Origin of the sequence: Micromonospora krabiensis, assembly GCF_900091425.1 — a bacterium.
Taxonomy (GTDB): domain Bacteria; phylum Actinomycetota; class Actinomycetes; order Mycobacteriales; family Micromonosporaceae; genus Micromonospora; species Micromonospora krabiensis.
Map to the genome: position 1 here is coordinate 2,397,899 of NZ_LT598496.1, position 25,880 is coordinate 2,423,778.

A 25,880-nucleotide genomic window follows, 5' to 3' on the forward strand; every position below is an offset into this window, starting at 1 on the left:
CCCCTCCTGGTCGCGCCGGGGTCAGTGCTCGCCGCGCCGGGCGGCCCGCCGCTGCTGCTTGATCGTGTCCCGCACCTCACGCTCGGTCTCGGCGTGCCGGCGCGCGGAGGCGGCCTTGCGGACGCCGTAGCCGAAGGCCGCGACCTTGACCAGCGGGTTCGCCGCGGCGGCGGACACCACGGCGACCAGGTTGGCGACGTTGGCCGTGACGTTCTGGGCGTGGCCGGTCATGGTGTCGACCTTGGCCAACTGGAGGTTGACCCCGTCGAGCGAGGTCTGCACCTGCTCCAGCGTGACGTTGACGTTCTTCACCGTGGTGTTCACGTCGCCGAGCAGCGGCGCGGTCCGGTCGTTGAGGTCGTTGATCATCCGGGTGGTGGCGTCCACGGTGTGCCGCAGCCGCAGGATGGGCAGCGTCAGGATCAACACCAGCATCGCGAACGCGATCGCCGCGATCAGCGCCGCGACCTCTCCAATGTCCACGCCTGTCCTCCTCAAGCAGAGTTCCGGGAACCGGACGTTCCCGGAACGTGCGACCGTGGTACCCACACCGGCGCTCGGCGACCCGTGCCGGGTCAACGGGAGCAGGCGGGCCTGCCAGCCCCAGACCCTACCGTCCGTGATGGAGACCGGCTCACGACGGTGAGGGTGTCAGCTCGCCCAACGGGTCCTCAGTGATGGTGGGGAACGGGTCCTCGCCGGTGAGCGACGGGTCGGTGGTCGGCTGCGGTCGGGTCCGCTCGTCGTCGATCGCGTTGCGGACCTTCACCGACACCAACGAGCCGGAGCACGCTACCGCAGCGGCCGACGGTTCGGGAGACGGCACGATCGCCGGCTCCCCGTCGACCGGCGGCGGCACACAGGTCGGCTCGCGTACCCACAGGTCGAGGGTCAGCTCGTCCCGCCGCCAGCAGCTGTAGCTGCCCTTCTCCTGCTGTTCCGGGCAGCGCTGCACCTTCCACGGGGTCCAGCCGTCCCGCCGCAGGGCGTCCTCGTAGACCTGGGTGGTCTCCTGCGGCGCCCGGTCGGAGGTGACGGTGCGCTCGCGCAGCCGGCAGTCGAGCAGGCACCAGCGGCTGCCGCTGACGTCGTCGACCGTCTTCACCGCCGCCCAGCCGGGCACCTCCAGGCTGTCCAGGGTGTCGAAGACCGGGTCACGGCTCAGCGTGCGGAAGCCGAAGTAGGACGGAACCGCGCCGAGCAGCACCAGCGTCACCACCGCCAGCGCCACCATCCGCAACCGGCGCTGCTCGCGTACCTTCCGGCGCAGCTCCGAGCGGGCACCGCCACCGGTCGCCTCGACGTCGTCGTCCGGGGCCTCGCTCGTGGCGGCACCGGGCAGCGGAGGCGCGCCGACGGGCTCCGGGGCGGGCCCGGGGCCGTCCGGCGCGGGGCCGGGCGGCGGTACGACGGCGGCGGCCCGGGCGACCGCGGGCGGCTCCGCCGGCCGGCCGGCGACCGGGACCGGCGGCACACCGGAGGGCTCGGGACGACCGGCGTCCCGCTGCGGCGGCAACGCGCGCCCGGCGACCCGGTCCTCGGGCGCCGGCCGGCCGGGGGCGGCGACCCGGGCCGTCGCGGCCGGTCGTGGACCGCCGGCGGGAGGCGGAGGTTCGCCGCCGGGGACGGAGGCGCGGCCGGGAGCGCCGGGGCCGGGCCGGTCGATCGGGTCGGTACGGGTGGGCCCGTCGCCGCCGGGGCGGGCGGCGCCCCGGACGGGCGCGTCCGCACCGGGCCGGACGGCACCCCGCACGGGGGCGTCCGCACCGGGCCGGGCGGGGCCGTCGACACCGGGCCGCACCGGACCGTCGGGGCCGGTTCGCGCCCCGGCGACGCCCGGCCGGGCCGCCCCACGGACGGGACCGTCCGGGCCGGGCCGGGCCGCGCCGCGAGCCGGGCCGTCCCCGTCGGGGCCGGCCGCGCCACGGACCGGGCCGTCGGCATCGGGGCGGGCCGCTCCACGGATCGGTCCGGCCGGGCCGGGGCGGGCCGCGCCGCGAGCGGGGCCGTCGCCCTCCGGGCGGGGGGCGCCTCTCGGACCGTCCGGCCCTGCGACGACGGGACCGGAGCGCGCGGCCGTGTCGGGGCCACCCGGACCGCGACGTGCCCCGCCGCGTGCCGAACCGTCCTGGTTGCGCGGGGCCGGTTCCTGACCGGGCGGGACGAGACCGGCGCCCGGACGACGACCGGTGGACCGGTCCGACGGTGGCGCCGGCGGCGTGGATGGTGGGCCGCTCCGGTTGATGACCGGGAGTTTCGGGTCGGTGTGCGGGAGCCGGCCGGCCTGCCGCAGCCAGTCGGCCGGGCGCTCGGGGCGGCCACGGCCGGCGGCTCCCGCGCCCGCACCGGGTCGGTGGTCGGCGGTGTCCGGCTCGTCCGCCGCGCGTCGCCGACCACCCGCGGTGGGCTCGCCGTCGTCGGCCGCCGCACGCCGTGGACCGGCGGGGCCGTCCTCCTCGGTGGCACGCCGACGGCCACCCGCGGTGGTCGTCACCTCGTCCGTCGCGGCACGCCGACGGCCGGTGGCGTCCTCCTCGGTCGCGCGCCGACGCCCCGCGGAGGGGTCGGTCTCCGCCGCGCGTCGACGACCCGACAGGCCCGTCTCCTCCTCGGGAACGGCGCGCCGGCGGCGCCCGCCGACGGCGGACGAGCCGGTCGCGAGGTCGCCGGTCGCGGGGTCCGGAACCGGTGGGGCGTTGCCGGACAGCGGCACGACGGGCTCGTCCGCCTCCGGCGCCCGCCGACGGCCACTCGACGCCGGCGCTGGTCCGGCACCCGCCGGGACGGGCGCGCCGGGGTCGACGGGGCCACGACGGCGGCGCTCCGGGCGCGGCTCGGGTCGCGGGTCGCGGTCGGCGCCCGGGTCGGGGCGCAGCCCACCCGGCACCGCCGACGACCCGGCCGGCCCGAGGTCGCCCGCGGTGTTCGGCGCGGCAGCACCACGCGCGGCGGGACCGTTCGGGTCCACGGGGCCGCGCCGGCCCGGCGGTGTGCCCTCGACGGGACGGGGGCCACGGGGCTCGGCGGGCTCGGGTCGAGGACGTCGTCCCGGCGCCGCGTCCGGCCGGCGGCCGACCGGCACGTCGCCGGCCGCGGGAGCGCCCGAGGTCGGGTACGCACCGGTCGAGGGGCCGGGCCCGGTCGGCGTTGCGGCGCCGTGCCGACCGGCCGGGCCGCCGGAGGTCGGGCGCGGGGGCGCGGCCTCCGGGCGCGGACCGGCCGGGCCGCCGGACAGCGGTGGCGTGCCGACCTGCGGATTACCGGCGGTGCGCGGGCCCGCCGGACCGCCGGAGACCGGGCGCGGACCGCCGGACACGGGGCCGGCCGGGCCGCCGGAGACCGGTCGGGCACCGGGCGGGCCGGCGTGACCAGCGGCGGCCGGACGCGGGCCGGGCGCCGCGCCGCCCGGCGAGTCGGAGGCGGGGCGGGGACCCGGCGGGCCGGCCGGGGTCGGGTGTGGACCGGGGGCCTGCGGGCCGGCGGTGTGCGGGCCGGCGGCCGGCACCGGCGCGCCGCCACGACGGGCGGCCTGCTGCGGCGCGGGTGCGCCGGGGGACGCGGCGGGCGGGCGCGGCCCCGGTCGGCGGGCCGGCCCGGTCGGCTCGGCGGCGCCGGGCCACGGGCCGTCCACCGGGCGCGGACGCGGCCCGGCCGCGTCCGGTCCGCCACGGCGCTCGACAGGCGGCCCGACAGGGGGCGGCGGGGCCTCGGGGCCCGGGCGCGCGGGTCCGGGCGGCGCGCCGGCCGGGCCGTCCGGTCCCAGGTCGTTACGTTGCTGCTTGGCCGACCGCAGGTCGTCGATCCAGCCGAGCTCCTCGCCGCTGACCGGCTCCTCCGGCTCGGCCTCGGCCCGGCCCCGCCCCCAGCGGCGGCCCTTGGCGCGGGGATCGCGCCGCTCGTCGGGACCGTCCTCGGGTCGCTCCCCACCACGCGATCTCACTGCTGACCCTCTCCGGCGGCGTCCCTGCCGCCCTGCTCCGCCGCGCCGGCGCCGGGACCCACCGGTCGACCGTCGCCCACCACGCCCACCCCGGCCGGAACCGTGCCGGACCGCACCACCTCGGGCTCCGGTCGCGTGCCGGGCGCCTCCGGCGCCGCCGACTCCGCTCGGGCCGGGGCCGGCAGGCCACGGACGATCCGACGCAGCAGCGGCAGCCGGGTGGCCACCGACCGCTCCGCGCCGTGCTGACTGGGCTGGTAGTAGTCGGTGCCCACGAGATCGTCGGGCACGTACTGCTGGGTGACCACCCCGCGCTGGTCGTCGTGCGGGTAGCGGTAACCGGTGCCGTGACCCAGCCCGCGGGCGCCGGCGTAGTGCGCGTCCCGCAGGGCCCGGGGCACCGAGCCACCCCGCCCGGCCCGTACGTCGGCCATCGCCGCCCCGATGGCGGTGGTGGCCGAGTTCGACTTGGGCGCGGTGGCCAGGTGGATGACCGCCTGGGCGAGGTTGAGCTGGGCCTCGGGCAGGCCGACGTACTCCACCGCGTGTGCCGCGGCGGTGGCCACGCTCAACGCGCTCGGGTCGGCCATCCCGACGTCCTCGCTCGCGAAGATGACCAGGCGACGGGCGACGAAGCGGGCGTCCTCGCCGGCGACCAGCATGCGGGCCAGCCAGTGCAGCGCGGCGTCCACGTCCGAGCCGCGCATGCTCTTGATGAACGCGCTGACCACGTCGTAGTGGGCGTCTCCGTCGCGGTCGTAGCGCACCGCGGCGACGTCGACCGCCTGCTCGGCGGTGGCCAGGTCGATCCGGTCGGCGGCGAGCGCGGTCGCGGAGGCCGCCGCGGCCTCCAGCGCGGTCAGCGCCTTGCGGACGTCGCCGGCGGCCAGCCGCACGAGGTGGTCCTCGGCGGCCGGGTCCAGGACGAGGCGCCCGCCGAGCCCTCGCTCGTCGGCGACGGCGCGACGCAGCAGGCCACGGACCGCGTCGTCGTCCAGCGGCTGGAGGGTGAGCAGGACGCACCGGGACAGCAGCGGTGAGATCACCGAGAAGTACGGGTTCTCGGTGGTGGCCGCGAGCAGCGTGACGGTGCGGTCCTCGACGGCGGCGAGCAGCGAATCCTGCTGCGTCTTGCTGAAGCGGTGCACCTCGTCGATGAAGAGCACGGTCTGCGGGCCGCCGGAACGGCGCTGTCGACGCGCGGTCTCGATCACCGCGCGGACGTCCTTCACGCCGGCGGACAGGGCCGACATGGCGACGAACCGGCGGTCGGTCGCCTGGGCCACGAGGTGCGCGATGGTGGTCTTGCCGCTGCCGGGCGGCCCCCACAGGATCACCGACATCGGCGCGCCCCCACCGACCAGCTGCCGCAGCGGCGCGCCGGGCGCGAGCAGGTGGTCCTGGCCGACCAGCTCGTCGAGGCTCGCCGGGCGCATCCGGACGGGCAGGGGCGAATCAGGCTCCACCGTGGTGAACCCGTCGACACCACCGGGACCCGCGGGGGCGCTGGGCGCTCCGGCGGGTTCACCGAGGGAGAAGAGGGCGTCGGTCTCCATCACGAGAACAGTACCGGGCCGGGTCCGCGGCGCCGGAATCGCGCCGCGGCCCGGCCCTGGCTGATCGGTTCCGGTCAGCCCCGACCCGGGCGCCGACCTCGGTACCAGCGGCCTCCGCCGCCACCCGGACCACGGCCGACGCCCGCCAGGTAGAGGGCGAGCAGCAGCAGGCCGATGAGCACGAGGGTGTTCCAGTTGAACAGGTCCGGTGCGCCGAAGTTGGTGTCCATCAGGTCGAGCAGCAGGGCGAACCCGAATACGATCGCCGCGAGAATGGCGAGCATGTCGTTCCTCCGGTGGGGGTTCCCAGTAGGTCGGGCCGGGATGTACCCAATCGGTCCGATCGTCAATCTCCACCCTGGACAGGCGCGGCTCGTTTCGGAGGTGCCCGGCGTTGTCGCGGTGGCGACTCCTAGGCTGGGCACATGATCATCGCCGACCAGGTCCTGCACGGTCGGGACGCCGTCCTGGCCGCCGTCGACCACCACCCGTACGTCCGGCACATGCTGCTGCGCGAGGTGGAGCCGCGCGGCTACCGGCGCGACGGCGCGGTGGTCTGGCTGTTGCCGGAGGGGCAGCGGCCGGCCGCGGCGGCTCTGGGCGCCGCCGGGCCGGCCCTGGACGTCTGCGCCGATCTGGTGGCCGAGGGTGTGCTCGGGCCGGGCCAGTGGCTGAACCTGCCCGAGCTCGACCCGGCCGACCTGGCCGGTCGGCTCCGGGTGGCACAGCGCGACGAGTGGTACTTCCTCTGGACCACCGCCGCGCCGCCGCCGCAGCCGGGCGAGGACCGGGTCGTCCGCCTCAGCGAGGCCGACCAGCCGGCGCTCACCGCGTTGATCGACGAGGCGTTCCCGAGCACCACCTCCCGGCCGGGCGATCCGGGAGTGGTCGGCTGGTACGGCATCCGCGACGGTGACCGCCTCGTCGCCTGCGGGGCGGACCGCAGCCGGGGCGACGTCGGGTTCCTCGCGGGACTGACCGTCTCCCCGCTTGCGCGTGGGCGAGGGCTCGGCGCGGCGCTCACCGCGGCGATGACCCGGGCCCTGCTCACCCGCTACGACCACGCCGCGCTCGGCGTCTACCCGGTCAACGTCGGCGCGATCCGGCTCTACCGGCGGCTCGGCTTCACCCACACGGCGATCCGCAACTCCGTCCGTCTCGCCTGAGCCGGTGGTGCGCCCGGCGCCGGCTCCGCTCAGGCTCCGCCGGCCCGGTCCGCCACCACGGGGAGCGGATCGGCCGGGGCGCCGGTCCCCTCCCCGGGCTCCCCCGTCTCGGTCGCCCTCTTCCGCCGGTCCGCCGACCAGGCGGGCAGGTAGAGCGGGGCGGCGACGGCCAGCACCACCGCGCCGACCAGCATCGCCGCGGTCACGCTGACCCGGTCGGCGAGCGCGGTGAGCCCGACCGCGCCGATCGCGAACCCCGGCTGGCCCATCATCGAGTTCAGCGAGAGGACGCTGGTCCGGTAGGGACCGTCGACCTGCCGGTGCAACAGTCCCATGTGCAGCGGGTTGGACGCCCCGTGCACGGTGTAGCAGGCCAGGTAGGCGACCAGCACGCCGACCGGTCCGGCGAACAGGCCCATGCCGACCACCGTGACGCCCTGGAGGACGCGCATCAGGGCGGCGCTCGGCGCGGCCCCCAGCCGGCGCAGCAGCAGCGGCGTGAGCGCCGCGCCGGCCGCCTGGGCCAGCCAGGCCGCCGAACCCGCGGGCCCGAGCAGCGCGGCCGCCCGCTCGCCGTCGCCGACGACCTCGGCGAGGCGTACGGGAAGCAGCGACTCGAAGGTCACCATGCCGAAGCCCCAGAACAGCTCGACCGCCACCAGCGCGAGCAGCACCCGGGAGCGGCGCAGCAGGCCGATCGCCTGGCCGACCATCCGGGGCGCCTCGGCGACCGACGCCCACAGCGCGCCCGTGCCCGTGGCGGGGCGGACCTCGCGCAGCAGCAGCAGCAGGGCGGCCAGCGCCACCACCTGCAGCACGCCGGCGACCAGGACGGGGACGGTGAGCGCGCTGACCGGCCCGAGCGGACCGAGCGCGACCAGCCCGCCGCCGAGCAGCGCGCCGGCACCGATGGAGACGCCGATGACGGTTCCGGCGTGGCCGAGGCCCGACTCGTACGTCGCGTCGGGGTCGGCGGCCAGGGTGGCGTCGACGTACCAGGATTCGAGCGGCCCGCTGTCCAGGGCGCGGAAGACGCCCTGCATCGCCCACACCAGGAAGAAGAGCGCGAACGTGTCGGCCACCGCGAAGACGGCGAGCGAGGCGAGGTTGATCAGCCCGGCGGCCACCAGCACCGGCTTGCGACCGAGCGCGTCGGCGAGCCCGGCGGTGGGCAGTTCCAGCGCGAGGACGACCAGCCCCTGGGCCACGGAGACCAGGCCGATCTGCGACAGCGACAGGCCGCGCTCCTGCATCAGCAGGATCATCACCGGGATCATGAGCCCGGTGGGCAGCCAGCGCAGGCCGTGCAGCACCAGGAAGCGGTGGCGGACCTGGGCCACGCTCAGGGCGCTCACTGCTCCTCCATCCGGGGGAGGGCGGACAGGAAGACGTGCACCTGCCGGGCGTCGGGTCCGTCCGACGGCGGCTCCTCGTGGTAGCGCACCAACACCTGCCACAGCTCGTCGTTGAGCGCCCGGAGCCGGGCCGGGTCGAGCGTCAGGACCATGTCGCTGAGGGCGGCGGCGTCACGCCACGCGCGGGGTTGGTCGTCGGCGACGGAGAACCACCGCTGCGCCTGCTCGGCCATGAGCCGGACGTGGTTGGTCTCGATCCACCGCACCGCCGCCCGCGCGTCGGGGTCGTCGTCGAAGTCGGTGGGATCGAAGTTGCTGATGTCGTGCTCGGCCCGCCACCACCGCTGGCGGCCGGTGCCGAGGTCGGGGTCCTCGGTCACCAGCCCCACCTCGGCCAGCTGCCGCAGGTGATAGCTGGTCGCGCCGGTGTTGGTGTCCAGCTTCTCGGCGAGGGAGGTGGCCGTGGCGGGCCCGTCCACCCGGAGCAGGCCGAGCAGCCGCATCCGCAGGGGGTGGGCCATGACGCGGATCTGCCGGGCGTCGATCTGGACGGTGCGGGTCTCGGCTGGCGTGCTCTCCATGCATGCACGATAACTGTGCACACTTTCTATGCACAACCGTTGTGCATAGAAAGTGTGCACAGGTTGTCGGCGTGCCGGCGCCTCTCAGGCGGCGAGGAGTTCGCGGACGCCGCGCAGCCGCGTCCGCAGCAGACCGGCCGCGCGCGTCGAGTCGAGGCGTACGTCGGTGGGGCGCACCACCCCGCACGCGACGCCGGTGGACGTCTTCAGACCGGTCGGGTCGATCCCCTCGTGGCGGGCCACCAGCAGGCCGAGGTCGGCCCGGCTCACCGCGTCCGGCCCGGCCACGTTGAGCGGGCCCGGGTAGTCGTGGTCGACCAGTTCCAGGACCGCCCCGGCCAGGTCGGTCACGTCGACCGGGCACCGCAACTCGTCGGTGAACAGCGTGGCGCGGCCGGCGAGCGCGTCCCGGCAGAGCTGCATCTGCTTGCTGCCCGTCCCCAGGATCAGCGAGGTGCGGACCAGCACCGCACCGGGGTCGATCGCGCGTACGGCCGTCTCGGCGGCCGCCTTCGCGGCCCCGTACGGAAAGACGGGGGTGGGCGGTTCGTCGTCGCCGTACGGCCGGTCCCGCCCGGCGTGCAGCGCGTCGCTGGAGAGGTGCACCAGGCGCGCCCCCACCTCGGCCGCGGCGTATGCGACGTGGGCGGCGCCGTCGGCGGTCACCGCCCAGTCGGCGTACCGGTAGGGGGTGGCGACCACGGCGGCGGGGCGCACCCGCGCGACCAGTGCGCGCACGGCGGCCCGGTCGGTGACGTCCAGCCGGAGCGCCTCGACACCCGGCACCTCCACCGTGCCCGACCAGTACGTCCCCACCACCCGCCGCCCCGCGTTCACCGCGACCCGGCACACCTCGCCCCCGAGGAACCCACTGGCCCCGACCACGAGAACCGTCACCGCCACCCCTCCCCCGCCTCGATGATCAAGAGGTTTGCGTCACCCTGCCACGTGATCCTGACGCAAACCTCTTGATCACCGAAGCCCGCGGAGGGGGCCGAGGTGGGTCAGGTGGGTCAGGTGGGGTCCACGACCGGGGCGGCCGGACCGGCGGTGCCGGTGTGCGGGGCGGCCTGCGGCTTGGGCTTCGCGTCGACGCCCGCCTCGGTACGCTGCTGCGCGGTGATCGGGGTCGGCGCGCCGGTCAGCGGGTCGAAGCCACCCCGGGTCTTCGGGAACGCGATCACCTCACGGATCGAGTCCGCGCCGGCAAGCAGCATGCAGACCCGGTCCCAGCCGAACGCGATGCCGCCGTGCGGCGGGGCGCCGTACTTGAACGCCTCCAGCAGGAAGCCGAACTTGTCCTGCGCCTCCTCCGGCGTGATGCCGAGCAGGTCGAAGACCCGCTGCTGCACGTCGCCGCGGTGGATACGGATCGAGCCGCCACCGATCTCGTTGCCGTTGCACACGATGTCGTACGCGTAGGCGAGCGCCCGGTCCGGCGCCTCCTCGAACCGGCCGACCCACTCGGCGTTCGGGGAGGTGAACGGGTGGTGCACGGCCGTCCAGCCACCCTCGTCGGTCTTCTCGAACATCGGCGCGTCGACCACCCAGCAGAACGCCCAGGCGCTCTCGTCGACCAGCCCCGCCCGCTTCGCGATCTCGATCCGCGCCGCGCCCAGCAGCTCCTGGGCCTCCCGGGTGTCGGCGCTGGCCGCGAAGAAGACGGCGTCGCCCGGCTTCGCGCCGACGGCGTCGGCGAGCCCGCCCAGGTGCGCCTCGGACAGGTTCTTCGCCACCGGGCCCCGGGCCTCGCCGGTCTCCGCGTCCAGCACCACGTACGCGAGGCCGCGCGCGCCGCGTGCCTTGGCCCAGTCCTGCCAGCCGTCCAGCTCCTTGCGGGTCTGGCTCGCGCCGCCCGGCATGACCACCGCACCGACGTAGCCGCCGGCGTCGATCGCCCCCGCGAACACCCGGAACTCGGTGCCGCGCAGGTAGTCGGTCAGCTCGGTCAGCTCCACCCCGTAGCGCAGGTCGGGCTTGTCGGAGCCGTAGCGGGCCATCGCGTCGTGCCAGGTGATCCGCGGGATCGGCCGGGAGATCTCGTGGCCGGCCAGCTCGGACCAGAGCGCCGAGACGAGCGCCTCACCCAGGTCGATGACGTCGTCCTCGGTGACGAAGGACATCTCGATGTCGAGCTGCGTGAACTCCGGCTGCCGGTCGGCGCGGAAGTCCTCGTCCCGGTAGCAGCGGGCGATCTGGTAGTACCGCTCCATGCCGCCCACCATGAGCAGCTGCTTGAACAGCTGCGGGGACTGCGGCAGCGCGTACCAGCTGCCCGGCTGGAGGCGGACCGGGACCAGGAAGTCGCGGGCGCCCTCCGGGGTCGAGCGGGTCAGGGTCGGCGTCTCGATCTCCAGGAAGTCCCGCTCGTGCAGCACCGTCCGGGCGATCTGACTCGCCCGGGAGCGCAGCCGCATCGCCTTCGCCGGACCGCTGCGTCGCAGGTCCAGGTAGCGGTACTTCAGGCGGATGTCGTCGCCCGCCTCGATCTGGTCGTCCACCGGCAGCGGCAGCGGCGCCGCCTCGGAGAGCACCTCCAGCTCGCTGGCCGTCACCTCGACCTCGCCGGTCGGCAGCTCCGGGTTCTCGTTGCCCTCGGGGCGGCGGGTCACCTCGCCGGTGACCTTCACGCAGAACTCGTTGCGCAGCGCGTGCGCGTCCTCCTCGCGGAACACGACCTGGACCACGCCGGAGCCGTCGCGCAGGTCGACGAAGATGACCCCGCCGTGGTCGCGCCGGCGGGCCACCCAGCCGGCGAGCGTCACCGTCGAGCCGGCGTCCGCGGCGCGCAGGCTTCCGGCATTGTGGGTACGGATCACGGCTGGCAACTCCTCATCGTGGAACAGTCCTCACCGGCATTCTGTCAGGGGCGGCCGTCGTTCCTGGCGGGCACCCGGCACGCGACCCTCGGCGAATCGGGCTCGACGGGTCCCGGTGGCGGTTACCGTGGCCGGATGCGCGCCGTACCGACCTGGGCCGTCGCCATCGCCGCGACGGCACCCGTGCTGCTGGTGACCGGTTGGACCGTCTCCGAAGCGCGGCAGCCCGCGGACTACGACCCGGTCCGGGACACACTGAGCGAACTGGCCGGCCGGGAGGCCACCGACGCCTGGATCATGACCGCCTGCCTGGTGCTGCTGGGCGGCAGCTACGTGGCGATCGGCGCCGTGCTGCACGCGGCGGGTCTGCCGAGCCGCTTCCTGCTCGCCGTCGGCGGCGTGGCGACCGTCGCGCTGATCGCCTTTCCCCGGCCGCCGGTCGGCGGCTCCCTCGGCCACGGCATCGTCGCGACCGTGGCGGTCCTCGCCCTGGCGCTCTGGCCGGCCGCGTCGGCGCTCACCCTGCCCCGGGGCCGGTCGGCCACACCGCCGGACCGGCCGGCGCCACCCTGGGCGTTCCGCCGGTCGGTGGGGCTGGGCGTCACCCTCGTGCTGCTGGCCCTGTTCGGCTGGTTCGTGGTCGAGGTGACCGGGGGCTCCCGCGCGGGGCTGGCCGAGCGGGCGACCGCCGTGGCCGTCGCGCTCTGGCCGCTGCTGGCGGTCCTCTCCGCGCGACGCGCGCACCTCGCGTTCACCGCCGCCGGCACACCGTCCGTCGTCCTGGACCAGTCGGTGGCGGGCATCGCGCCGCCGGACGCCGGCCCGGCCCGACCCCACCAGCTTCCCTGAGCCGTACGCGCGGCGGGCCGCCGGTGATCAAGAGCTTTGCGTCAGGATCGACCGTCAATCCGACGCAAACCTCTTGATCACCGGTGGGCCTCGGAAAGGCTCGCGGACGCGCGGCGGGCCGCCGGATCGCTCCGGCGGCCCGCTGCGTCGGGGTGGATCAGAAGACGCTGACGCCGTAGCGGCTCAGCGCCTCGGTGACCGGCTGGAAGAAGGTGGTGCCGCCGGTGCGGCAGTTGCCACTGCCACCGGAGGTCAGGCCCAGCGCGGTGGAGCCGGCGAAGAGCGAGCCGCCGCTGTCGCCCGGCTCGGCGCAGACGTTGGTGCGGATCAGGCCGGAGACCGAGCCCTCGGCGTAGTTCACCGTGGCGTTGGTCGCGGTGACGGAGCCGCTGCGCAGGCCGGTGGTGCTGCCGGAACGCTGCACCGCCTGGCCGACGGAGGCGTTGCCGGCGCCGGTGATGTCCCGGTAGCTGCCGTTGTAGAGGTAGACGTTGCCGGCGGCGTTGGCCGAGTTGCTGTGCCGGACGATGCCGTAGTCGTTGCCCGGGAAGCTGGTCCCGGTGCGGGTGCCGATCAGCGCGGTCTGGGCGGAGTTCGAGTACCAGCTCGACGAGATGTTGGTGCAGTGCCCGGCGGTCAGGAAGTAGTAGGTGCTGCCGCTGCGGACGTTGAAGCCGAGCGAGCAGCGACCGCCGCCGCCGGCGTAGATGGCCTGGCCACCGGAGATCCGGGTGCTGAGCACGCCGGCCTCGGCCTCGATCCGGACCGCGCCGTTGGCGCGCGCGGCGGCGGCCTTGACCCGCTCCAGCTTCGCTCCGGTGACGGTGCTGTCGACGGAGACGACGACCTGGTTGGTGACCGGGTCGCTCCACCACGCGGTGCCCGGGATCTTGGCGGAGCGCTCCAGGTCCGCGGTGGCCCGGTTGAGCTCGGCGGCGCCGCGGGCGACGTACTTGACGGTGGCACCGGCGTTGCTGACCTTGCGGGCGGCCGCCGCGTCGGTGACGGTGACGACCGACTTGCCGCTGGCGTCGATGTACGAGCCGGCGGAGCGGTCGCCGAGTTCGGCGGCGAGGGCGGCGGCGGTGTCGGGCGAGGCGGCGGGGGCCGCGTGGGCGGGCGCGCCGATGAGCGTGCCGACGACCAGGGCTCCGCCCACCGCGAGGGTGGCGGCGTGGCGGATCGGGGACCTCGTGGGTCGCATGTAACGAACCTCCAGGGAGGGAGCGACGGCCCGCACCGGGACTGGCGGGGCCAGCGGACAGGCCGGCCGAACTGGGGGAATCGGCCGGGACTCACTGAAGTATTCACATACTTAAGATCGTAGGCAAGACCCAGCTTTGCCCGTTTCGCCCCGACCGTGGCCGCAGCCGGCCGGAAATGTTCCAGGCACAGACGTACGTCTATACCATCTGGTCGCCGCCCACTTCCGTTCAGTCGACGCGGCGGCGGGCGCCCGGCCCGGGCGTCGGCAGCACGTCCCGGGCTTCGCCCACCTCGTGGCCGTCCGCGCAACGGAGGACGACGTCCACCGGTGCCCCGCAGTCCCGGTGCACGACGGCCAGCGGCGAACCCTCCGGATCGGCCAGGTAGCGGTCGCCCCAGCCGAGCACCGCCACCAGCACCGGCCACAGGTCGAGCCCCTTCTCGGTCAGCCGGTACTCGTGGCGCACCCGACTCCCCGGCTCCCGGTACGGCTCGCGGCGCAGCACCCCCTGGTCGACCAGGGTGGCGAGCCGGTTGGTGAGGACCTGTCGCGGTATCCCGGTCCGGACGCGCATGTCGTCGAAGCGGCGTACGCCGTTGAAGACCTCGCGGAGCACCACGAGGGTCCACCGCTCGCCGAGGACCTCCATAGCGCGCGCGATGGTGCAGTTCTCGATCGACCAGTCCAGCGCCACGGGCCTCATGCCCACCAGGCTAAGTCTCGTTGACAGACTCAGCAACGGCGTGCAGGCTGAGTCCATGACGCAGACGCAGGATCAGGTGCGTACCCGCACCTTCTCGTGGTCCGACCCGGCGGAGAACGCCGCCCAGTTGGGCCGGCGCAGCGGCCTGGAGACGCTCCGGTCGATGCTCGCCGGCGAGCTGCCCCCGCCGCCGGTGATGCACCTGCTCGGCATGTCCCGCATGACGGCCGACGAAGGGCGGGTGACCGTCGAGCTCGTGCCGCAGGAGTTCCACTACAACCCGCTCGGCAGCGTCCACGGTGGCGTCATCTCCACGCTTCTGGACACCGCCGCCGGGTGCGCCGTGCACTCCACGTTGCCGGCCGGCGTCGGCTACACCTCGCTGGACCTGAACGTGAAGTTCCTCCGACCGGTCACCGTGGACTCCGGCACCCTGCGCTGCGAGGGCACCGTCCTGCAGAGCGGCCGGCGCACCGCCCTCGCCGAGGCCCGCCTGTTGGACGCCCGAGACCGCCTGGTAGCCCACGCCACCAGCAGCTGCCTCCTCTTCCCCATCACCCCCCAACCCTGACCCCCTCCCCTCCCTGCCGCCCGCCCCGCGCCCCGCGCCCCGCGATCTTGCAGTTTCGGCCCTGTGGTCGGTGGCTTTGCGGCTTTCGCCGGGGCAGAAAGTGCAAGATCGCGGGACGAGAGGGGGCGGGGGCGGGCGGCAGGGCGGGGAGGGTGGGGCGAGCAGGGACGGGGTTAGTTCACCTGGGGCTTCAGGTCGGTGGGTGGGGGGGTCCAGGCGTCGGGGGTGGCGGGGTGCTGCTCGCCGGAGCGGATGTCCTTGACCTCGTCGGCGGCGCCGTCGGCCCCCGGGAACCAGACGTACGGGATGCCGCGCCGCTCGGCGTACCGGATCTGCTTGCCGAACTTCGCCGCGCTCGGCGACACCTCCGTCGGCACCCCGCGGCGGCGCAGCGCGTCGGCCACCCGGTTGCTGGCCCGGCGCTCCTCCTCGCTGGTCACCGCCACCAGCACGCAGGTCGGCACGTCCCGGGACACGGTCAGGGCGCCGGTGCCGAAGAGCAGGCCGAGCAGGCGGGTGACGCCGATCGAGATGCCCACACCGGGGAACCGGACCGCGCCCGCGCTGGCCAGGTTGTCGTAGCGACCGCCGGAGCAGACCGACCCGTAGCGCTCGTAGCCGCGCAGCTGCGTCTCGTAGACCGTGCCCGTGTAGTAGTCCAGGCCACGGGCGATCCGCAGGTCGGCCACGCAGAGCCCCGGCGAGTGCTCGGCGGCGGTCTCCACCACCCGGACCAGCTCCTCGATGCCCTCGTCGAGCAGCGGGTCGCTCACCCCGAGGGCCCGCACGGCGTCGGCGAACGACGCGTCCGGGGCGGAGATCTCGGCCAGCGCCAGGCACGCCTTGGCCTGCGCCTCGCTCGCCCCGGCGGTCTGGGCCAGCAGCTCGGCGACCTTCGCCGGCCCGATCTTGTCGAGCTTGTCGACCGCGCGCAGCGCCGCCTCCGGGTCGGTCAGGCCGATCCCCCGGTAGAAGCCCTCGCAGATCTTGCGGTTGTTGACCTGGATCAGCACCGGCGGGATCGGCAGGGAGCGCAGCGCGTCCCCGATCACCAGCGGGATCTCCGCCTCGTGGTGCGCGCCCAGGGTGTCCCGGTCGACGATGTCGATGTCCGCCTGGACGAACTCGCGGTAGCGCCCCTCCTGCGGCCGCTCACCCCGCCACACCTTCTGGATCTGGTAGCGGCGGAACGGGAACTGCAGCTTGCCCGCGTTCTCCAGCACGTACCGGGCGAACGGCACGGTCAGGTCGAAGTGCAGGCCGAGCGCGTCGTCGCCGGCGGCACCGGACTCGTCGGCCTGCAACCGGCGGATCAGGTAGACCTCCTTGGAGGTCTCCCCCTTGCGCAGCAGCTGGTCGAGCGGCTCGACCGCGCGGGTCTCCAGCGGGGCGAACCCGTACAGCTCGAAGGCGTTGCGGATCCGGTCGAGCACGTACTGCTCGATCATCCGCTGCGGCGGCGTCCACTCCGGGAAGCCGGAGATGGGCGTGGGCTTGCTCATGACGTACTCCTTGGTGCCGCGCCGACCGCGCGGCGAGGTCGTGGGTCGCGGTGGCTACAGACCGCGGCTGGGCGCGGCCGGGCGCGCGGGGCCGGACTCCGCCACCTCGACGAGGTACGGGTTGGTCGCGCGCTCGCGGCCGATCGTGGTCGTGGGGCCGTGGCCGGGCAGGACGACGGTGTCGTCCGCCAGCGGGAGGATCTTGTCCCGCAGGCTGGTCAGCATGGCGGGCATGCTGCCGCCCGGCAGGTCGGTGCGGCCGATCGAGCCCGCGAACAGCACGTCACCGGAGAGGCAGATCTCGTCGGCCTCCCAGGGCGAGCCGGCGCCGGGCATCCGGAACAGCACCGACCCGCCGGTATGGCCCGGTGCGTGGTCGACGGTGATCTCCAACCCGGCGAGGGTGAGCGTGGCACCGTCGGTGAGCTCGGCGACGTCGTCCGGCTCCGAGTAGGGCAGCCGACCGCCGAAGAGCGCGGTCAGCTCCGCGGAGAGCCCCTTCGTCGGGTCGGCCAGCATCTCCCGGTCGCCCGGGTGCACGTACGCGGTGATGCCCCGGGCGCCGCACACCGGCGCGACCGAGAAGGTGTGGTCGATGTGGCCGTGGGTCAGCAGGACGGCGGCCGGGTGCAGGCGGTGCTCGGCGAGCAGGGCGTCGAGCTGGTCGAGCACCCCGATCCCCGGGTCGACGACCACGCACTGCTCGCCCGGCGCCGTGGCGACCACGTAGCAGTTGGTGCCGAAGGCGTCGGCGGGAAAGCCGGCCACGAGCACGTCCGCTCCCCTTCCGTCGAGCCGCGGTGTTCCTGCCAGCAGCCTAACCGGCGCCGCGACCGCATTCGGCGGACCCATCCGTCCCGTCCGTCCCGGGGCGCACAGTGACGCACCGCAATCAGCCCAGCTCCGACCTCGTACACCACATTCACAGCCGGTGGCCGTACACTCTGGCGGGCGTGTGGCGTGGCGCACTGGCCCCGCACGGGCGCGTCGCGCCCGGGACGCCGGTGACGACCAGGGCAGAGGAAGGGGAGCACGGGTGGCTTCCAGCAGGGACCGGCAGCGCAAACTCGCGCGGGCCAAGCTCGACCGGCAGATGGCTCGCCGGGCCGCGCGGGTCAGGCGGCGGCGGCAGATCCAGGCCGGCATCGGCGCCGCCCTGGTGCTGGCGCTGATCGTGGTCGGCTCCGCGTGGGCGCTCGGTGCCTTCGACTCCGACCCGAAGCAGAACACGGCCGCCGACGAGGTCTGCCTCTGGACCCCGCAGGACGCCACCGGGAACACCAACCTCAAGGACGTGGGCACCCCGGCGACCACCGGCCTGCCCACCGAGGGCACCCGGGCGATGACGGTGACCACGAACCAGGGTGCGCCGATCACCGCCTCGCTCGACCTCGCGTCGGCCCCGTGCGCCGCGGCGAGCATCGCCCACCTGGCGAGCCGGTCGTTCTACGACAACACGAAGTGCCACGAGATCACCGCCGAGGGCGCGCTGCGCTGCGGCGACCCGAGCGGCACCGGCCTGGGCGGCCCGACCTACTCGTTCTTCGACGAGAACGTGCCGACCGTGCCGGAGCCCGCCCCGTCCGCCAGCCCGGCCCCCGGCCAGCCGCCCGCGTACCCGAAGGGCACCGTGGCGATGATCGCCAACCCGCCGGGCGCGAACGGCAGCCAGTTCCTGCTCTTCTTCAAGGACTTCAACCCGGCCAAGCCGGTCTACCCGATCATCGGCAAGGTCACCGGCGGGCTGGACGTGCTGGAGAAGATCGGTGCCCTGCCGACCGTGGACAATGGGAACGGGGCCAAGGTCAAGCCCAAGACCGACGTGGTGGTCCAGAGCCTCACCGTCGGCGAACCGGCCACCGGCGCGTCGGCACCGGCGCCGACCGGCTCCGGCGCGCCGGCCAGCCCGGCCGCCAACTGACCGCCGCCCCCGACCACCCCAGCGGCACCGAAGACAGACAGTCCAGGAGGATCCAGGCGTGACGTCCACCAGGGATCAGCAGCGGCAGCGTGCGGCGGCACGCGCCCGGCTGGAGAAGGAGATGGCCGAGCGCGCGGCCCGCGCCCGCAAGCGCCGGCAGGCCCAGGCGATCGCCGGGGCGACCCTCGCCCTGCTGCTCGTGGTGGCGGGCACCGTCTGGCTGGCCACCAGCCTGGGCGGCGACGACGACAAGACGGGCACCGACACCGCTGCGGGCGGCCCGTCCCAGTGCGCCTACAGCGAGATCCCCTCCGACCAGCGCACCAAGGAGACCAAGGACGTCGGGCTGCCCTCCAACGAGCAGTCGAACACCGGCGTCCAGACCATGACGATCGACACCAACCTGGGGCCGATCACCGCCAAGGTCGACCGGTCGCTGGTGCCCTGCACGGCCGGCGCCTTCACCCACCTGGCGGAGAAGAACTTCTTCGACAACAGCAAGTGCCACCGACTGGTGACCGAGGGCATCAAGGTGCTCCAGTGCGGTGACCCGAGCGCCACCGGCAAGGGCTGGCGGGACACCGACGGCACCGGCGGCCCGGCCTTCCGGATGGCCGAGGAGAACCTGCCGACCGACAAGCGGCCCCCCTACCCGGAGGGCATCATCGCGATGGCCAACTCCGGCCAGCCGGGCAGCACGGGCAGCCAGTTCTTCATCGTCTACGGCGACTCGCCGCTCGACCCGAACTACACCGTGCTGGGCACGATCACCGGCGGGATGGACATCGTCAAGGACGTGGCCAAGGCCGGCGACGACGGGGCGTTCGCCCAGCAGGCCGGTGGCGGTCACCCGAAGAAGGAGATCGTCATCAACAAGCTCACCATGAGCCCCCCGCAGGGCTGAGCCCACCCGCACACGAGAGGCGCCCGCCGGTCCGGCGGGCGCCTCTTTCGCTCGTGGTGCCGGGAAGGTCGGCGCCGGGCGCGGCCCTTCGCCGTGGGCCGGCCGGCGCGGCCCGTGCCGGCCCGTCAGGCGCCGGAGGTGACCCGGTACGCGTCGAAGACGCCGTCGACCTTGCGGACCGCGGCCAGCAGGTGGCCGAGGTGCTTGGGGTCGGCCATCTCGAAGCTGAACCGGCTCACCGCGACCCGGTCGCGGGTGGTGGTGACCGTCGCGGAGAGGATGTTGACCCGCTCGTCGGAGAGCACCCGCGTGACGTCGGCGAGCAGCTTGTGCCGGTCCAGGGCCTCGACCTGGATGGCGACCAGGAACGTCGACGCCGAGGTCAGCTTCCAGCTCACCTCGACGACCCGCTCGCCCTGGGCCTTCAGGTCCTCGGCGTTGGCGCAGTCGTCCCGGTGCACGCTCACCCCGCCGGAACGGGTGACGAAACCGAAGACCGCGTCCGGCGGCACCGGCGTGCAGCACCGGGCCAGCTTGATCCAGACGTCGCTGACCCCGCGGACCACGACACCCGGGTCGTGGCTGCTCGCCCGGCTGCGCGGCGGCCGGGTGGCGACGGCGGTCTCGGCGATGTCCTCCGCCGCGCCCTCCTCGCCGCCGTACGTGGCCATCAGCTTCTGGACGACCGACTGGGCGCTGACCTGGCTGTCGCCGACCGCCGCGTAGAGCGAGGCGACGTCGGCGAGGTGCAGGTCCCGCGCGATCGCCATCAGCGCGTCGGAGGTGAGCATGCGCTGCAGGGGCATGCCCTGCTTACGCATCGCCTTGACGATCGCGTCCTTGCCGGCCTCGATCGCCTCCTCGCGACGCTCCTTGTTGAAGTACTGGCGGATCTTCGTGCGCGCCCGCGGGCTCTTGACGAAGCCCAGCCAGTCCTGTGTGGGGCCGGCGGTGTCGGACTTCGAAGTGAAGATCTCGATCACGTCGCCGTTGGAGAGCGTCGACTCCAGCGGCACCAGCTTGCCGTTGACCCGGGCGCCGATGCACTTGTGCCCGACCTCGGTGTGCACCGCGTAGGCGAAGTCCACCGGCGTCGACCCGGTCGGCAGCGGGATGACGTCACCCTTCGGGGTGAAGACGTAGACCTCCTGGCTGGACAGGTCGAACCGCAGCGCGTCGAGGAACTCGCTCGGGTCGGCCGCCTCCCGCTGCCAGTCCAGCAGCTGGCGCAGCCAGGTCATCTCGTCGATGTGGGCCGGCGGGCCGACGATCTGGGTGCCCTTGTGCTCCTTGTACTTCCAGTGCGCGGCGATGCCGAACTCGGCGGTGCGGTGCATCGCGTAGGTGCGGATCTGCATCTCCACCGGCTTGCCGGTGGGCCCGATGACCGTCGTGTGCAACGACTGGTACATGTTGAACTTGGGCATGGCGATGTAGTCCTTGAACCGGCCCGGCACCGGCTGCCAGTTGGCGTGGATGACGCCCAGCGCCGCGTAGCAGTCGCGCACCGTGTCGACCAGGATCCGCACACCCACCAGGTCGTAGATGTCGTTGAAGTCGCGACCCCGCACGATCATCTTCTGGTAGATCGAGTAGAGGTGCTTCGGGCGCCCGGTCGTCTCCGCCTTGATCTTGGCGGCCTTGAGGTCCGTGGACACCTTCTGGGTCACCTGGCGCAGCAGCGCCTCACGCTGCGGCTGGTGCTCGCCGATCAGGCGGTTGATCTCCTCGAACCGCTTCGGGAACAGGGTGCCGAAGGCGAGGTCCTCCAGCTCCCACTTGATCGTGTTCATACCGAGGCGGTGGGCCAGCGGCGCCAGGATCTCCAACGTCTCCTTGGCCTTCTGCTCCTGCTTGGGGCGGGGCAGGAAGGTCAGCGTACGCATGTTGTGCAGCCGGTCGGCGAGCTTGATCACCAGGACGCGCGGGTCCTTCGCCATGGCCACGACCATCTTGCGGATGGTCTCGGCCTTCGCGGCGTCACCCAGCTTGACCTTGTCGAGCTTGGTCACGCCGTCGACCAGCAGCGCCACCTCGCCGCCGAAGTCGGCGCGCATCTGGTCGAGCGTGTATTCGGTGTCCTCGATGGTGTCGTGCAGCAGCGCCGCGACCAGCGTCGTGGTGTCCATTCCCAGGTTGGCCAGGATGGTGGCCACCGCGAGGGGGTGGGTGATGTACGGGTCGCCGGACTTGCGGTACTGCCCCGAGTGCCAGCGGGCCGCGGTGTCGAAGGCGCGCTGGAGCAGCCGGGCGTCGGCCTTGGGGTGGTTCTCCCGGTGCGTCGCGATCAGCGGCTCCAGCACCTCGCTGACCTGCGAGGTCTGCCAGGGGGCGTTGAAGCGCGCGAGGCGGGCCCGCACCCGGCGGCCGGTGGGCGCGCTGGACAGGGCGAAGCCGGCGCTGGGCACCGGCTCGGCCGACTCGTCCGGCCGGAGCGGGACAACCACGTTGTCGGTGGGATGGGTGGACGCCGAACGCACGGCCTCCGCCGGGACGGCCACGCCGTTGCCGTTGCCAGAGCCCGTCACCCGGGCCGTCGCGTCACCGTTCCGGTCGCTCACCGAGCCGTCCGCGTCGCCTGTCGGGTGCACCGTGCCCTCCATCGGAGGGACGACATCGTGGGACACCGGCCTCCTTACCGCTCGCCGGAACACGCCGACCGTGCGCCGGTCGGCTTGGTCTCGTGCCGCCGGACGGCGTACCGCCGGCGTCAGCAAAGGGCAATGCTACCCGCACGGACGGTGCCCCGCCGCTCCGCCGGACGGGTCGCGCCGGGTCCGTCCGACGGTCGGCACCGTCAAACGGTCAGCAGGGCATGGACCGGACGCGACGCGAGTCGGTCCCGCCCGCCCAGGAAGCCCAGTTCCAGCAGCACGGAGAAGCCGGCCACGGTGCCACCGGCCCGCTCGACCAGGTCCAGCGTCGCCCCCGCGGTGCCCCCCGTGGCGAGCACGTCGTCGACGACCAGCACCCGATGCCCGGCGGTGAAGGCGTCCTGGTGGACCTCCAGGGTGGCCTCGCCGTACTCCAACTCGTACGAGGCCGCGTACGACGGCCGCGGCAGCTTGCCCGCCTTACGGATCGGCACCACCCCGACCCCGGTCGCGTAGGCGATTCCCGCCGCGACGACGAAGCCCCGCGCCTCGATGCCGGCCACCGCGTCGAACGAGTCCCGGCCGTGGTACGCCACGATCCCGTCGATCACCTCGCGGAACGCACCCCCGTCGGCGAACAGTGGCATCAGGTCCTTGAACACGACGCCCGGCTTGGGGAAGTCCGGCACGTCCAGCACCCGGCTGGCCACCAGGCGGGCCATCTCGGCCCCGCTGTCCCCGCGTACCTCGGTGCGGTGGGTCTCCGTCAAGGTCCTGTTTCCCTTCCGACGACGACGGCGTCCTGCATGCTGCTCGCACAGCATGAAGGACGCCGTCAGGTCGCTTCCTACCGGGTCGGTGCCCGGTGGTCGGTCAGCGCCGCTTCGCGCCACCCGGCCGGTTTCCGCCGCCGCCGCTGGGACGGCCGCCCCGGGCCCCGCCGGACCGCTTGGCCGCCGGCCGCGCACCGACCTTCGGCGCGGCACCGGCCAGCGCCGCGTTCTCCACGTCGACGTCCGGCTCGCCGCCCCCGGTCGGCCGCGGCGCGGCGCCCTTCGGGGCGACCTCGCCGCGCGCGATCGCGCCCCGACGGGCCAGGACCCGCTTGGTGTGGGCCTGGATCCGCGGCTCGAAGTCCTTGAACGTCGCCAGCACCGGGGTCGCGAAGAAGATCGACGAGAAGACGGCGACGAGCATGCCGACGAACAGCACCAGGCCGAGGTCCTTCAGGGTGACCGCGCCGAGCGGCACACCGATGAAGAGCAGACCACCGACCGGCAGCAGCGCCACCAGGCTGGTGTTGATCGACCGCATGATGGTCTGGTTGATGGCCAGGTTGGCCGCCTCGCCGTACGTCTGGTTGTTGCTCGCCGTGATGCCCCGCGTGTTCTCCTGGACCTTGTCGAACACCACGACGACGTCGTAGAGCGCGAAGCCGAGGATCGTGAGGAACCCGATGATCGTCGACGGCGTGACCTCGAACCCGACCAGCGAGTAGACGCCGGCGGTGAGGACGAGGTTGAGCAGCAGCGAGGAGACCGCGCTGACCGCCATCCGCCACTCGAACCGGATGATCAGGTAGAGCATCACCAGCGCGATGAAGATGACCAGACCGAGCAACGCGCGCTCGGTGTACTGGCCACCCCAGGCCGCGCTGACCTGGTTCGCGCTGATCTGGTTCTCGGCGATGCCGAACTCCTGCGCCAACCCGGCCTTGACCGCGTTGGCCTCCTCGGCGTCCAGCACGGCGGTGCGGAACTCGTAGAACTCGCCGCTGCCGCCGCCGACCGTCTGGGCCGACTCGACCTCGACGCCGCCGGCGTCGTCGGCCAGGACGGTGTTGACCCGCTCCTCGGCCTGGGTCAGCGTGCCGACGCTGGCCGGGACCTGGAAGGAGTTGCCGCCCTCGAACTCGATGCCGAGGGTGAAGCCGCGGAAGCCGAAGCTCAGGAGCGCGACCAGGACCAGCGCCCCGGCGATGCCGAACCAGAGCTTGCGCTTGCCGATGATGTCGAGACCGGCCTCGCCTCGGTAGAGACGATTGGCCAGACCGCTACCGGCCATGTCAGGCCTCCTTCACGCGGGACGGGCGGGTGGTGGTGTCCCGCTCTGCTTCGGCCGTCCGCAGGACGCGGCCCAGGCCACTGACCCGTGGCGAGAGGAACGCGCTGGTCCGGGCGAACATGGTCATGATCGGGTGCCGGAAGAGGAACACCACGACCAGGTCGAGCACCGTCGCCAGGCCGAGGGCGAAGGCGAAGCCCTTCACCGTGCCGACCGAGACGATGTAGAGCACCACCGCCGCGAGGATCGAGATCGCGTTCGCCGAGATGATCGTCCGGCGGGCCCGGGCCCAGGCGCGCGGCACCGCGCTGCGCGGGCTTCGGCCCTCGCGGATCTCGTCCTTCAATCGTTCGAAGTAGATGACGAACGAGTCCGCCGCCACACCGAGCGAGACGATGAATCCGGCGATGCCGGCGAGGGTCAGGGTGAACCCGATCTGCCGGCCGAGCACGATCAGCGCGCCGAAGACGAGCAGCGCGGAGAGCGCCAGGCTCAGGAAGATCACCGAGCCGAGCAGCCGGTAGTAGAAGAACGCGTAGACGATGACCAGCAGCATGCCGATGCCGGCCGCGAGCAGACCGGCCCGCAGGTGGCTGGCGCCGAGGGTGGCGGAGACGTTCTGCGCCTCCTGCTGCTCGAAGGTCACCGGCAGCGCGCCGTAGCGCAGCTGGCTGGCCAGCTCGCTGGCGTCCTTCTGGGTGAAGTTGCCGGTGATCTGGGAGTCGCCGGTGAGCACGCCCTGGATCTCCGGCGACGAGACGATCTCGTTGTCGAGCACCACGGCGACGCGGCACTTGCCGTCCTGGCCCAGCGCCGAGGCGTCGCAGGCCTGCCCCTCGTTGTTGAACGCCTCGCGGGTCAGGTTGGTCCACTTCTCCTGGCCGTTGCCGGTGAAGTCGAGGCTGACGACCCAGGAGCTGGTCTGGTCCATGACCGCGCTGGCGCCGCTCACGTCGGTGCCGAGCACCTTGGCGGCGTCGAGCAGGTACTTCGCGGCGCCGTCCTCACAGGCCACGGCCTGCTGGTTGGGGTCGGAGATCGACGCCGGCGGGCGCTTGTCGAGCTGGGCGCAGCCGATGGTCGGCACGTTGAACTGCATCTGCGCCGGCAGGACGGCGACCTCCTGCGGGCTGAGCGTGCCGAACGGCTTGAGCTTGTCGGCCAGCGACGGGTCGGTGGAGAGGTCCGCCGGGCCCTGCAGGCCGCTCGCGGCCGCCCACGCCTCGGCGCCGACCTTCTGCTCGACGGCCTTGCGCTGCTCCTCGATGCTGGCCGACACCGGAGCCTCGCTGGCGCTCGGCGTGGGAGCGGCGCTCGGCGTGGCCGAGGCCGAGGGCGTCGGGGTGGCGCTGGCGCTCGGCGTCGGCGCCATGCCGCCCTGACCGCCGGACGGGGAGGTCGTCGCCTTCGGCGCGCCGCTGCCGGACGGGGACGGGGTGGCGCTGCCCGAGGGTGCCGGGCTGGCGCTGCCGGAGGGCGTCGGCGTCGCGGCCGGCGGAGCGACCGCCCCGCTGCCGTCGCCGGCCTTGAGGACCTTGCGGAAGCGCAGCTCGGCCGCGCTGCCCACGTTGGTCAGGTCCCGGTTCTCACCGGGCAGGGAGATCACGATGTTGCGGTTGCCCTCGGTGACCACCTCGGCCTCGGCCACGCCGAACGCGTTGACCCGGTTCTCGATGATCTGGCGGGCCTCTTCGAGGTTCTCCGCCGTCGGGGGCCGGCCGTCAACGGTGTTCTTCGCCTCGAGCGTGACGCGGGTGCCGCCGATCAGGTCCAGGCCGAGCCGGGGCTCCAGCCGGTCCGTGAAGCTGCCCTTGGCGCCGCCCGAGAAGAACACCAGCAGATAGAGGACGACGAAGATGCCCGCCAGCACGGCCAACTGCCGGCCGGGGCGCATCTGTCCCTGAGGTGGTGCCACGGCTGTCCTGTCTCCCTGTAGCAGTCGCGCCGCCGTCCGGCGGCGACGGGTCGGCCGGTGTGCCCGGCCGACGGTCCACCCGGGTCACCGGCGGGCGGCGGCACGGCACCGCGACGGCCGGCGCGGGGGCGCCGACCGGTCACGGGGGTGTGCCGACGCCCGACGTCGACCCGACTATCCAGTTTTCACGTCCCAACCGCCACCCCGTCGGGCCGTCGAACCAACCGGCCGGA

Annotated in this window: 21 protein-coding genes; 5 read left to right on the plus strand and 16 right to left on the minus strand. The window is 73.9% G+C overall.

What is annotated here, in order from left to right:
• Positions 1-21: 21 nt before the first annotated feature.
• The 4 genes from GA0070620_RS10590 to GA0070620_RS10605 form a co-directional block, all read right to left on the minus strand.
• Positions 22-483 carry a DUF948 domain-containing protein gene (locus GA0070620_RS10590; protein WP_091589697.1) on the minus strand — a complete coding sequence of 154 codons (462 nt, stop codon included), beginning with the start codon at positions 481-483 and terminating at the stop codon, positions 22-24.
• A gap of 151 nt (positions 484-634) precedes the next feature.
• A complete protein-coding gene (locus GA0070620_RS10595; protein ID WP_091598499.1) occupies positions 635-1,342 on the minus strand; it encodes a hypothetical protein in 708 nt (235 codons plus the stop codon).
• Positions 1,343-3,936: 2,594 nt separating this feature from the next.
• Positions 3,937-5,496, minus strand: coding sequence for a replication-associated recombination protein A (locus GA0070620_RS10600; protein WP_091589698.1), 1,560 nt, complete (start codon positions 5,494-5,496; stop codon positions 3,937-3,939).
• Between the two features lie 74 nt (positions 5,497-5,570).
• The gene (locus GA0070620_RS10605) at positions 5,571-5,780 is read right to left on the minus strand and encodes a hypothetical protein (protein WP_091589699.1); all 210 of its coding nucleotides are present in this window, start codon (positions 5,778-5,780) and stop codon (positions 5,571-5,573) included.
• A gap of 141 nt (positions 5,781-5,921) precedes the next feature.
• On the opposite strand from GA0070620_RS10605, the gene GA0070620_RS10610 reads away from it, so the two are divergent.
• The gene (locus GA0070620_RS10610) at positions 5,922-6,662 is read left to right on the plus strand and encodes a GNAT family N-acetyltransferase (protein WP_091589700.1); all 741 of its coding nucleotides are present in this window, start codon (positions 5,922-5,924) and stop codon (positions 6,660-6,662) included.
• Positions 6,663-6,691: 29 nt separating this feature from the next.
• Here the strand turns inward: GA0070620_RS10610 and GA0070620_RS10615 are convergent, their stop codons facing one another.
• The 4 genes from GA0070620_RS10615 to aspS form a co-directional block, all read right to left on the minus strand.
• The gene (locus GA0070620_RS10615) at positions 6,692-8,017 is read right to left on the minus strand and encodes an MFS transporter (RefSeq protein ID WP_091589701.1); all 1,326 of its coding nucleotides are present in this window, start codon (positions 8,015-8,017) and stop codon (positions 6,692-6,694) included.
• Positions 8,014-8,598: a winged helix-turn-helix domain-containing protein gene (locus GA0070620_RS10620; RefSeq protein WP_091589702.1), complete on the minus strand. Its 585-nt coding sequence runs from the start codon at positions 8,596-8,598 to the stop codon at positions 8,014-8,016. The genes GA0070620_RS10615 and GA0070620_RS10620 overlap by 4 nt, the downstream gene beginning before the upstream one ends.
• Positions 8,599-8,682: 84 nt before the next feature.
• Positions 8,683-9,495, minus strand: coding sequence for an SDR family oxidoreductase (locus tag GA0070620_RS10625; RefSeq protein WP_091598501.1), 813 nt, complete (start codon positions 9,493-9,495; stop codon positions 8,683-8,685).
• A gap of 116 nt (positions 9,496-9,611) precedes the next feature.
• A complete protein-coding gene (gene aspS / locus GA0070620_RS10630) occupies positions 9,612-11,417 on the minus strand; it encodes an aspartate--tRNA ligase (RefSeq protein ID WP_091589703.1) in 1,806 nt (601 codons plus the stop codon).
• A gap of 135 nt (positions 11,418-11,552) precedes the next feature.
• On the opposite strand from aspS, the gene GA0070620_RS10635 reads away from it, so the two are divergent.
• Positions 11,553-12,266, plus strand: coding sequence for a DUF998 domain-containing protein (locus GA0070620_RS10635; RefSeq protein WP_091598504.1), 714 nt, complete (start codon positions 11,553-11,555; stop codon positions 12,264-12,266).
• Positions 12,267-12,423: 157 nt separating this feature from the next.
• Here GA0070620_RS10635 and GA0070620_RS10640 read toward each other — a convergent pair whose 3' ends face one another.
• Entirely contained in the window at positions 12,424-13,470 is a 1,047-nt protein-coding gene (locus GA0070620_RS10640; protein ID WP_091589704.1) for a S1 family peptidase, read from the minus strand.
• A gap of 229 nt (positions 13,471-13,699) precedes the next feature.
• Positions 13,700-14,176 (minus strand): winged helix-turn-helix transcriptional regulator, encoded by a 477-nt coding sequence (locus GA0070620_RS10645; protein ID WP_091589705.1) that lies wholly within the window; start codon positions 14,174-14,176, stop codon positions 13,700-13,702.
• 55 nt (positions 14,177-14,231) lie between these two features.
• Here GA0070620_RS10645 and GA0070620_RS10650 point away from each other — a divergent pair, with 55 nt between their 5' ends.
• Positions 14,232-14,747 carry a PaaI family thioesterase gene (locus GA0070620_RS10650; RefSeq protein ID WP_091589706.1) on the plus strand — a complete coding sequence of 172 codons (516 nt, stop codon included), beginning with the start codon at positions 14,232-14,234 and terminating at the stop codon, positions 14,745-14,747.
• Between the two features lie 173 nt (positions 14,748-14,920).
• Here the strand turns inward: GA0070620_RS10650 and hisS are convergent, their stop codons facing one another.
• Both hisS and GA0070620_RS10660 read right to left on the minus strand, forming a co-directional pair.
• Entirely contained in the window at positions 14,921-16,249 is a 1,329-nt protein-coding gene (gene hisS / locus GA0070620_RS10655) for a histidine--tRNA ligase (protein WP_091589707.1), read from the minus strand.
• A gap of 54 nt (positions 16,250-16,303) precedes the next feature.
• Positions 16,304-17,023, minus strand: a complete 720-nt coding sequence (locus GA0070620_RS10660) for an MBL fold metallo-hydrolase (protein WP_091589708.1) — start codon at positions 17,021-17,023, stop codon at positions 16,304-16,306.
• Positions 17,024-17,285: 262 nt separating this feature from the next.
• On the opposite strand from GA0070620_RS10660, the gene GA0070620_RS10665 reads away from it, so the two are divergent.
• Together GA0070620_RS10665 and GA0070620_RS10670 are read left to right on the plus strand one after the other, a co-directional pair.
• The gene (locus tag GA0070620_RS10665; protein ID WP_091589709.1) at positions 17,286-18,170 is read left to right on the plus strand and encodes a peptidylprolyl isomerase; all 885 of its coding nucleotides are present in this window, start codon (positions 17,286-17,288) and stop codon (positions 18,168-18,170) included.
• A gap of 58 nt (positions 18,171-18,228) precedes the next feature.
• Entirely contained in the window at positions 18,229-19,074 is an 846-nt protein-coding gene (locus GA0070620_RS10670) for a peptidylprolyl isomerase (RefSeq protein ID WP_091589710.1), read from the plus strand.
• A 125-nt stretch (positions 19,075-19,199) separates the two neighbouring features.
• Here GA0070620_RS10670 and GA0070620_RS10675 read toward each other — a convergent pair whose 3' ends face one another.
• The 4 genes from GA0070620_RS10675 to secD all read right to left on the minus strand — a co-directional run bounded on the left by GA0070620_RS10675 (position 19,200) and on the right by secD (position 25,647).
• On the minus strand, positions 19,200-21,701 hold the full coding sequence (locus tag GA0070620_RS10675; RefSeq protein WP_377520247.1) for a RelA/SpoT family protein: 2,502 nt from the start codon (positions 21,699-21,701) through the stop codon (positions 19,200-19,202).
• Positions 21,702-21,871: 170 nt separating this feature from the next.
• The gene (locus GA0070620_RS10680; protein ID WP_091589712.1) at positions 21,872-22,438 is read right to left on the minus strand and encodes an adenine phosphoribosyltransferase; all 567 of its coding nucleotides are present in this window, start codon (positions 22,436-22,438) and stop codon (positions 21,872-21,874) included.
• Between the two features lie 103 nt (positions 22,439-22,541).
• Positions 22,542-23,732, minus strand: coding sequence for a protein translocase subunit SecF (secF, locus tag GA0070620_RS10685; protein ID WP_091589713.1), 1,191 nt, complete (start codon positions 23,730-23,732; stop codon positions 22,542-22,544).
• A gap of 1 nt (position 23,733) precedes the next feature.
• Positions 23,734-25,647 (minus strand): protein translocase subunit SecD, encoded by a 1,914-nt coding sequence (gene secD, locus GA0070620_RS10690; RefSeq protein ID WP_172836413.1) that lies wholly within the window; start codon positions 25,645-25,647, stop codon positions 23,734-23,736.
• Positions 25,648-25,880 lie beyond the last annotated feature (233 nt).

Excerpts from the sequence above, each read along its gene's own strand:
- GA0070620_RS10600 (WP_091589698.1), bottom strand. The coding sequence starts at position 5,496 with ATGGAGACCGACGCCCTCTTCTCCCTCGGTGAACCCGCCGGAGCGCCC.
- GA0070620_RS10605 (WP_091589699.1), bottom strand. The coding sequence starts at position 5,780 with ATGCTCGCCATTCTCGCGGCGATCGTATTCGGGTTCGCCCTGCTGCTC.
- GA0070620_RS10610 (WP_091589700.1), top strand. The coding sequence starts at position 5,922 with ATGATCATCGCCGACCAGGTCCTGCACGGTCGGGACGCCGTCCTGGCC.
- GA0070620_RS10620 (WP_091589702.1), bottom strand. The coding sequence starts at position 8,598 with ATGGAGAGCACGCCAGCCGAGACCCGCACCGTCCAGATCGACGCCCGG.
- GA0070620_RS10635 (WP_091598504.1), top strand. The coding sequence starts at position 11,553 with ATGCGCGCCGTACCGACCTGGGCCGTCGCCATCGCCGCGACGGCACCC.
- GA0070620_RS10640 (WP_091589704.1), bottom strand. The coding sequence starts at position 13,470 with ATGCGACCCACGAGGTCCCCGATCCGCCACGCCGCCACCCTCGCGGTG.
- GA0070620_RS10645 (WP_091589705.1), bottom strand. The coding sequence starts at position 14,176 with ATGAGGCCCGTGGCGCTGGACTGGTCGATCGAGAACTGCACCATCGCG.
- GA0070620_RS10650 (WP_091589706.1), top strand. The coding sequence starts at position 14,232 with ATGACGCAGACGCAGGATCAGGTGCGTACCCGCACCTTCTCGTGGTCC.
- hisS (WP_091589707.1), bottom strand. The coding sequence starts at position 16,249 with ATGAGCAAGCCCACGCCCATCTCCGGCTTCCCGGAGTGGACGCCGCCG.
- secF (WP_091589713.1), bottom strand. The coding sequence starts at position 23,732 with ATGGCCGGTAGCGGTCTGGCCAATCGTCTCTACCGAGGCGAGGCCGGT.